Here is a 7,744-nt window from a genome sequence, read left to right as displayed (position 1 = left end):
GTACCGGGAGCGGCTGATGACCGCGGGGATGGTGATGGTCGCCGCCGCGATCGTGACCGCCCCGAGTGTGCTGGTGCACTCGGTGCCCGTGTGCCGGTGAGGGCACCGGCGCCCGCCCGCCGTGCGGTCAGCCGGCGCCGAGGAGCTGCCTCATCTCCTTGATCTCGGCGGTCTGCGCGGTCACGACGGCGTCCGCCATGGTCAGGGCGGGACCGTAGCGGCCCTTGTCCCGTTCGGTCGTGGCCATCTCGACGGCGCCCTGGTGGTGCGCGACCATCAGCGACAGGAACCGGCTGTCGAACTCCTTGCCGGTGGCCTTCTTCAGCGCCGCCATGTCGTCGTCGCCCATCATTCCGGGCGTCGCCGACATGCCACTCATTCCGCTCATGCCGGAGTGGCCCGAGTGGTCCATGCCGGCCTTGGGCACCTGCTCGCCCCAGGACGTCAGCCAGCCGGTCATGGTGCGGATCTCCGGCCCCTGGGCCTTCTCGATCCGGGCGGCGAGGTCCTTCACGCGCGCCGAGGAGGCCCGGCCGTCGGCGAGTTCCGCCATCTCCAGTGCCTGCCGGTGGTGCGGGATCATGCCCTGCGCGAAGGCGACGTCCTGGGCGTTGTGCGCGGCGGCGGAGGCACTCGGGGTGGCCGAGGGCGTGGAGCCGCCGGCGCCCTCGGTGCCGCCGCTCCCGCCGCAGGCGGCGAGGAGGAGGGCGGCGGTCGCGGCGGCCACGGTGACGGCGGCACGGCGCGTCAGGGCGCGGGGGGTCTGCGTACGGGGGGTCATACGGGAACTCCTGCTGTTCCGGAGGGATTTCGGGCACGCGTGGACGCGGCCGCGGCACCCGCGCCTGGCGGGGTGTGCGGCCGGGGCGGCCTCTAGATGCGCAGGAGCTGGAGTTCGGCCAGGTCGGGCGGCGCACGGGCGCCCTCCGGCGCGGTGGCCGGACCGGGACGCGGGCAGGTGGCCGGCGCGGCGGCGTGCGCCGGGCCGGGGACCGGTGGGGGAAGCTGCGGGCCGCCGTCGACCGCGCCCGAGGCGCAGGCGGGGTCGGCGTGGTGCGGCCGGTGGCCACCGCAGTGACCGTCGCCGTCCGGGCAATGGTCCGGCGCGGTGACGGCGACCGCGCCGTGCACGGCCCGGACCTGCCCCGCGTGTGCCATGTGCCCCATGCCCCCGCCGGGCGCCAGAGCGTGCATCCCGAGCAGCCCGGCCAGCACCGCCAGCACGAGCAGCGCACGCCACCGCGGCTGGGGCGAGGCGTGCGATCGGGCACCGGTCGTCGGGGACATCGGCCATATCGTACGGGTCCGCGAACGATCAGCGAGCAGAGGCACGCCTCGGCCGCCCAGCCGCCCACTCCCGGCCGCACCACGCCGACCCGGCCGCCCCCGGGCTCGTACCGGCGCCGTGCACGCGAGCGGGTCCGGCCGGTGGGTGTGAGACTCGGTACTGCCGAGCATGCGCGGGCGAGGGAGCGTGCGCCGGGTCACGCTGTGGCGATGCCGACATCCGTGAGCACGGGATGATGGGAGGGGTCCCCGTCACCACGGGGCATACGGCAACCAGGCGTGCGCCGGATCTCGGCGCGCCGCGAGTGCGAAGCGACGAACGGGGTGGCACCTCGATGGTCCAGGAGGCGAGGAGATGGCGGAACCGGAGAAGACGCGGACCGGTCAGCGAGAGACCCGGGCAGTGCCTTCCGCCGGACCGGCCTGCGCGCTGGAGGCCATCGGGGCGGCCGCGTACGTCGTGGACGAGCAGGGCCGCATCCTCGCCGTCAACAGCAGCGCCGAACGCCTGCTGGGCCGCTCCGCCGGGGAACTCGTCGGCCATGACGCCCATGACCTGCTGCACCGCGGGCCGGAGGGTCAGGTCCTGCCCGCCACTCGGTGCAGCATGCGGCAGGCCTTCCACGCCGGACGTCCGGCGCAGGCCGACAGGGACCACTTCGCGCACGCCGACGGCTCCGTACTGACCGTCTCCTGGCTGATCAGCCCCTACACGCCGGGCCCGGGTGAGAGCGGCACGCTCGTCGTCTTCCACCCTCCCGAGCCGCTGCCGGATACCGGTGCGCGCCCGCAGCCGGCCGCGGAGACGCTGACCGAACTCGAACGACTGGCTCTGCTGGCCGAGACCACCACCCAGCTGACCTCCACGCTGGAGGTCGAGGAGACCCTGCGCAGGCTGGTGACCCTGGTCCTGCCCCGGTTGGCGGACTGGGTCGTCATCGACCTGATCACCGAACGCGACGAGGTGTGGCGCACCGCCGTGGTCCAGGCCGACGGCGACCGCCTGATACATCACGAGGATCTCCAGGGGCCGATGCCGCCCGTGCCGGAGCAGTCCCCGATGCCGCTGTCCCGGGCCCTGCGCGGCGTCGCCTCGACCCTGGCCGGCCCGGAGACGTACCACGGGCCGCCGGACTCCGGCATCGCGGTGGAACAGCGCCGCCTGTTCGACGTCACGGGCATCCACTCCGCGGCCATCGCCCCGATAGGCACGGCCCGTGAGGTCCTGGGTGCGCTCACCCTGGGCCGGGCCGAGAAGCCCGGGAACTTCACCGGCACCGACCTTCCCCTGGTCGAGGACATCGCCCGCCGGGCCGGCCTGGCCCTGGACAACGCCCGCCTCTACCAGCGCCAGCGCAAGGTCGCCGAGACCATGCAGAACCATCTGCTGCCGCAGATGCCGCGCGTGCCCGGGCTCCAGATGACCGTCCGCTACCTGCCCGCTCCCGACGGCTCGCACGTGGGCGGCGACTGGTACGACGCCTTCACCCTGTCCGACGGGGCCACCGGCCTGGTCATCGGGGACGTCGTGGGCCATGACCTGGAGGCCGCGGCCGGCATGGCCCAGCTGCGCAACATGCTGCGCGCCTACGCCTGGTCGCAGAAGGAGCCCCCCAGCCGCATCGTCGAACGGCTGGACGAGGCGATGATGCCCATCACCGACGTCACCATGGCCACCCTCGTCATGGCCCGGGTGACCCGGGACGGCGGCGGCGAGTGGGTGCTGTCCTGGACCAACGCCGGCCATCCGCCGCCCCTGCTCGTCACCCGCGACGGCCTGGCGTCCTATCTCACCGACGGCCACGGACTCCTCCTGGGGACGGGAGTCAACGCCTCCCGCCCCGACGCCACGGTCAAGCTGCCGCCAGGGTCGACCCTGCTGCTGTACACGGACGGCATGATCGAAGCGCCCGGGCAGACCCTGGACGACGGCCTGGACCGGCTGCGCCAGCACGCCGCCGCCCTCGCCCACCGTTCCCTGGAGTCCTTCACCGACGAGCTGCTGCGCCGTGTCCACCCGCCCGGCCTGGACGACGTCGCCTTCCTGGCCGTACGGACGCCCCTGTGAACGGCCCCGGCCGCCGGCAGGGGGCGTGCGCCTGCCGGCGGCCGGGGTCCGGGCTTCGGGGTCCGGGTCAGACCAGGGTCTTCGACTGGGCCCCGCCGCCCCCCGCACGCAGCTGCTCGTTGATGCGCTGAGCTTCCTCGAGCTGGTCCTCGAGGATGACGATGCGGCAGGCGGCCTCGATCGGGGTGCCCTGGTCGACGAGTTCGCGCGCGCGGGCGGCGACGCGCAGCTGGTAGCGGGAGTAGCGGCGGTGGCCGCCCTCGGAGCGCAGGGGGGTGATCAGGCGGTGTTCGCCCAGTGCGCGGAGGAAGGCGGGGGTGGTGCCGAGCATGTCGGCGGCCCGGCCCATCGTGTAGGCGGGGTAGTCGTCATCGTCGAGACTGTCGACGGCGCGGGTACTGCGAGGGGGCATAGACCTCTTCTTCCCGGGGACGCATCGGGGGGCCCGGGCGCCTTACGGCACCCGGGCCCCGAGCTTTCAACACCATCTACCGGCAGACTTCGCCGGCGTTCTCTGTCCACAGGCTCCGCCTGGGAGGGCGGGGCTGCGGGGATCGCGGATGCGTGACCGGGGACCACCTTCCATTCCGGGGCCTGCGGTACCCGGGCGGACTTCTTCCTCGCCCGGGCGATCCTGATGGCGTCCGCTCCTTACTTTCGTTACCTGTTTCCGTACTGCTCGTACTGCTGGATACCGCGGGTACTGCTCGCGACCCTTCGGGTCACGTACTGCTCGAACTGCATGCACGGCAGTTCGTCTCTGCCGTGCCCGTGTGGACTTCTTGGCTACGGCGACAACAGTAGCCCAGGGGCAGGGCAATGTCTACTGCCGCCGTGACAGATTTTCTCCATGCCGCATGCCCGCAGTTCTGCCGCACATACGGCCGAATGCTTCCGCCGCCCCCGGCTGACACCACGTGGCACCACTTGATGCCATCCAGCGTCACCTGACGCCACACCGTCCCGCTCACGAATCCGCCCCACGCGAGGCACCATCAGGACTTGCGCATGGCACCACTTTGGCACCATGATGGCGTCATGGACCTCACCCCCTATGTCGAAGCCCTGCGCCGGGAACTCGCGGTGGCCGCCGAAGCCGGCGGTAAGGAAGCCCGCGAGCTGGCCGAGCGGCTCACCGCTCCCCTGGAGTCGGCGACCCGGCTGACCATGCTCCACGTACTCTCCGCCGCGATGGACGAGGTCACCCGCGACCTCGCCCCCGGCTCGGTCGACGTACGGCTGCGGGGACTGGACCCCGACTTCGTGGTGACGCCGCCCCCCACCGACGCCGGTGCCACGGAAGCGGTCGCGGCGCCCGTCGGACAGCCCAGGGCACAGGCGCCCGCCGACACCGACGAGGGCGGCACCGCCCGCGTCAACCTGCGTCTGCCGGCCCAGCTGAAGGCCCGCGCCGAGGAGGCCGCGAGCCGCGAGGGCCTGTCGGTCAACGCGTGGCTGGTCCGGGCCGTGTCGGCCGCGGTGGACAGCGGCACGCGGCCGCGCACGCCGGAGAAGACCCAGACCATCGGCCAGAGCTTCACGGGCTGGGTGCGCTGACCGCACCGGCCCCTCGCACCGCCCCACTTCACCCACACCACGTCCCACCAGCGGGGACGATCCGAAGACCCAAGAGGACGGAACAGTCATGCCTTCTTTCGAGACTCCCGAACCGGTTTCGGCCACCGCCCATGTGTACGCGGGTTCCATCCGGTTCGCCGCGGGCGACCGCCCCGACACGGTCGTCGAGGTGCTGCCCCGCGACCCGAAGCGGGACCAGGACGTGCGGGCCGCTGCCCAGACCGAGGTGACGTACGCGGGCGGCGTCCTGACGGTCAGGACGCCCAAGAACCGCAGTCTCGTCGGACGCGCCGGCACCGTCGACGTGACGGTCGAACTGCCCACGGGCTCGCACGTCGACCTGACCGGCTCCTGGGTGCAGGTGCTCGGCGAGGGCCGGCTCGGCGAGGTGCGCGTGAAGACCTCGTCCGGTGACGTCCGCCTGGACACGACCGGGCCGCTCCACCTGACCGCCTCCCACGGCTCGATCACCGTCGACCGGATCGAGGGCATGGCCGAGATCGCCACCAGCTCCGGCAGCCTGCGTGTCGGCACCGTCGACGGCCCCGCCGTCCTGAAGAACTCGCACGGCACCACGACCGTCGGCGCCGCGACCGGTGAGCTGCGGGTGAGCGGCGCCAACGGTGACATCGACATCGCGCGCGCCGAGGGCTCGGTCACCGCCACGACCGCCCACGGCACCCTGCGCGTCGTCGAGGTCGCGCGCGGCACCGTGCAGTTGGAGACGTCCTACGGCGCCATCGAGGTCGGTGTCCGCGAGGGCACCGCCGCCTGGCTCGACGTCAGCTCCGGCCACGGGCAGGTGCGCAACACGCTCACCGCCTCCGAGACCCCGGAGAAGTCGGAGGACACCGTCGAGGTCCGCGCCCGTACCCGTTACGGCAACATCGACGTGCGCCGCGCCCGCCCCTGAGCACCGGCCCCGCACACCCGCCCACTCCCCCACCGTCACGTCAGCCTCCGAACGGGAGCGCTCCATGCCTTCATCTGTCATGCCCACGCCCAGGCAGGGCGACGGTCCACAGTCGCCTCCCGCCGTCTCCGCCCTCGGTCTGCGCAAGTCGTACGGCGACAAGACCGTGCTCGACGGCATCGATCTGCACATCCCGGCCGGGTCCGTGTTCGCGCTGCTCGGACCCAACGGCGCCGGCAAGACCACCACCGTGCAGATCCTGTCCACGCTGATCGCCGCCGACGGCGGCCGGGCCCAGGTCGCGGGCCACGACATCGCCACCTCGCCGGACGGGGTGCGCGCCGCGATCGGCGTCACCGGGCAGTTCGCCGCGCTCGACGACCTGCTCACCGCCGAGGAGAACCTGATCCTCATGGCCGACCTGCTGCGCCTCGGCAAGCGCGAAGGACGCTCCCGTGCCCGGGAACTGCTCCTGCGATTCGACATCGCGGACGTCGCCCACAAGCGGGCCGCGACCTTCTCCGGCGGTATGCGGCGCCGGCTCGACCTCGCCATGACACTGGTCGGCGACCCCCGGGTGATCTTCCTGGACGAACCGACGACCGGGCTCGATCCCCGCAGCCGGCGCACCATGTGGGACACGGTGCGTTCGCTGGTCGCGGGCGGCACCACCGTCTTCCTCACCACCCAGTACCTGGAGGAGGCCGACCAGTTGGCCGACCGGATCGCCGTGCTCGACGGCGGCCGGATCGTCGCCGAGGGCACCGCCGACGAACTCAAGGCGCAGATCCCCGGCAGCCACGTACGGCTGCGGTTCACCGGTCCCGCCGAGTACGAGCGCGCCGCCACCGCCTTCCCCGGCGCGGCCCGCGACGACGAGAACCTCACCCTGCGCGTGGCCGGCGACGGCGGCCTCGACTCGCTGCGCGCCCTGCTCGACCGGCTGGACGCCGCCGGTGTCCGGACCGCCGGCCTCTCCGTACACACCCCCGACCTCGACGACGTGTTCCTCGCCCTGACCGGTGACGGCAGCACCGGAACCGGCACCCCGCCGCACCTCAAGGAGACCCTGCGATGAGCGCCCTCACCTACGCCGTGCACGACTCGATGACGATGCTGCGGCGCAACCTCAGGCACGCGCTCCGCTATCCGGCCGTGTCGCTCGGCGCCTCCATGATGCCGATCCTGATGCTGCTGCTGTTCGTGTACGCCTTCGGGGACTCGATCGGAGCGGGAATGGGCGGCGGCCGGGACGCCTACCTGGAGTACCTGACGCCCGGCATCGTCATCATGGGGGTGGCGTCCGGGGCGATGTCCACCTCGATCGCGGTCTGCTCCGACATGACCGAGGGCATCATCAACCGCTTCCGCACCATGAACATCACGCGTTCGTCGTTCATGACGGGCCATGTCGTCGGCAGCGTCATCCAGACGATGGTGAGCGTCGTCCTGGTCGTGGCGGTGGCGCTCGCCCTCGGGTTCCGGCCGGACGCCAGTCCCCTGGAGTGGCTCGCCGCCGCCGGTCTCCTCACGGCCGTCGCCTTCGCGGTGACCTGGCTGGCGGCGGCGTTCGGCCTGATCTCCAAGACCGTCGAGTCCGCGAGCAACAAGCCGCTGCTGGTGCAGTTCCTGCCGTTCCTCGGCTCCGCGTTCGTGCCGGCCGGCTCGATGTCACCGGGCCTGCGCTGGTTCGCCGAGTACCAGCCGTTCACGCCGATGACCGAGACGCTGCGCGGGCTGCTCTCCGGCTCGCAGATCGGCGCGAACGGCTGGATCTCGCTCGGCTGGTGCGCCGGCATCGCCCTGTTCGGCTACGTCTGGTCGCGCTCCCTGTTCAACAGCACCACCAAGCGCTGAGCGCCCGGCGCCGACGGGCCGGGCCGCGCACACGGCGGCTT

General features: G+C 72.5%; 8 protein-coding genes. 5 read left to right on the top strand and 3 right to left on the bottom strand.

Translation table 11 applies throughout. The features are described 5' to 3' along the window. Positions 1–127 precede the first annotated feature (127 nt). A complete protein-coding gene (locus ABZ117_RS25955) occupies positions 128–781 on the bottom strand; it encodes a DUF305 domain-containing protein (protein ID WP_356824188.1) in 654 nt (217 codons plus the stop codon). 92 nt (positions 782–873) lie between these two features. Then, positions 874–1,287, bottom strand: coding sequence for a DUF6153 family protein (locus tag ABZ117_RS25950; protein WP_356824187.1), 414 nt, complete (start codon positions 1,285–1,287; stop codon positions 874–876). 355 nt (positions 1,288–1,642) lie between these two features. Between ABZ117_RS25950 and ABZ117_RS25945 the strand changes: the two genes are divergently transcribed. Further along, on the top strand, positions 1,643–3,355 hold the full coding sequence (locus ABZ117_RS25945; RefSeq protein ID WP_356824186.1) for a SpoIIE family protein phosphatase: 1,713 nt from the start codon (positions 1,643–1,645) through the stop codon (positions 3,353–3,355). A gap of 67 nt (positions 3,356–3,422) precedes the next feature. On the opposite strand, the gene ABZ117_RS25940 is transcribed toward ABZ117_RS25945, so the two are convergent. Continuing rightward, positions 3,423–3,767 (bottom strand): helix-turn-helix domain-containing protein, encoded by a 345-nt coding sequence (locus tag ABZ117_RS25940; RefSeq protein WP_356824185.1) that lies wholly within the window; start codon positions 3,765–3,767, stop codon positions 3,423–3,425. Between the two features lie 626 nt (positions 3,768–4,393). Between ABZ117_RS25940 and ABZ117_RS25935 the strand changes: the two genes are divergently transcribed. From ABZ117_RS25935 to ABZ117_RS25920, 4 genes are all read left to right on the top strand, one after another. Continuing rightward, a complete protein-coding gene (locus ABZ117_RS25935) occupies positions 4,394–4,912 on the top strand; it encodes a toxin-antitoxin system HicB family antitoxin (RefSeq protein WP_356824184.1) in 519 nt (172 codons plus the stop codon). Between the two features lie 88 nt (positions 4,913–5,000). After that, positions 5,001–5,846, top strand: coding sequence for a DUF4097 family beta strand repeat-containing protein (locus tag ABZ117_RS25930; RefSeq protein ID WP_356824183.1), 846 nt, complete (start codon positions 5,001–5,003; stop codon positions 5,844–5,846). Positions 5,847–5,925: 79 nt separating this feature from the next. Beyond that, the gene (locus ABZ117_RS25925) at positions 5,926–6,924 is read left to right on the top strand and encodes an ATP-binding cassette domain-containing protein (protein WP_356824197.1); all 999 of its coding nucleotides are present in this window, start codon (positions 5,926–5,928) and stop codon (positions 6,922–6,924) included. Beyond that, the gene (locus ABZ117_RS25920) at positions 6,921–7,703 is read left to right on the top strand and encodes an ABC transporter permease (protein WP_356824182.1); all 783 of its coding nucleotides are present in this window, start codon (positions 6,921–6,923) and stop codon (positions 7,701–7,703) included. Before ABZ117_RS25925 ends, ABZ117_RS25920 begins: the two co-directional genes overlap by 4 nt. Positions 7,704–7,744: the final 41 nt, after the last annotated feature.

This window comes from Streptomyces sp. NPDC006309 (assembly GCF_040613095.1).
GTDB lineage: Bacteria > Actinomycetota > Actinomycetes > Streptomycetales > Streptomycetaceae > Streptomyces.
The sequence above is the reverse complement of the archived record's forward strand: the minus strand, read 5'-3'. Positions and strand labels throughout refer to the sequence as shown.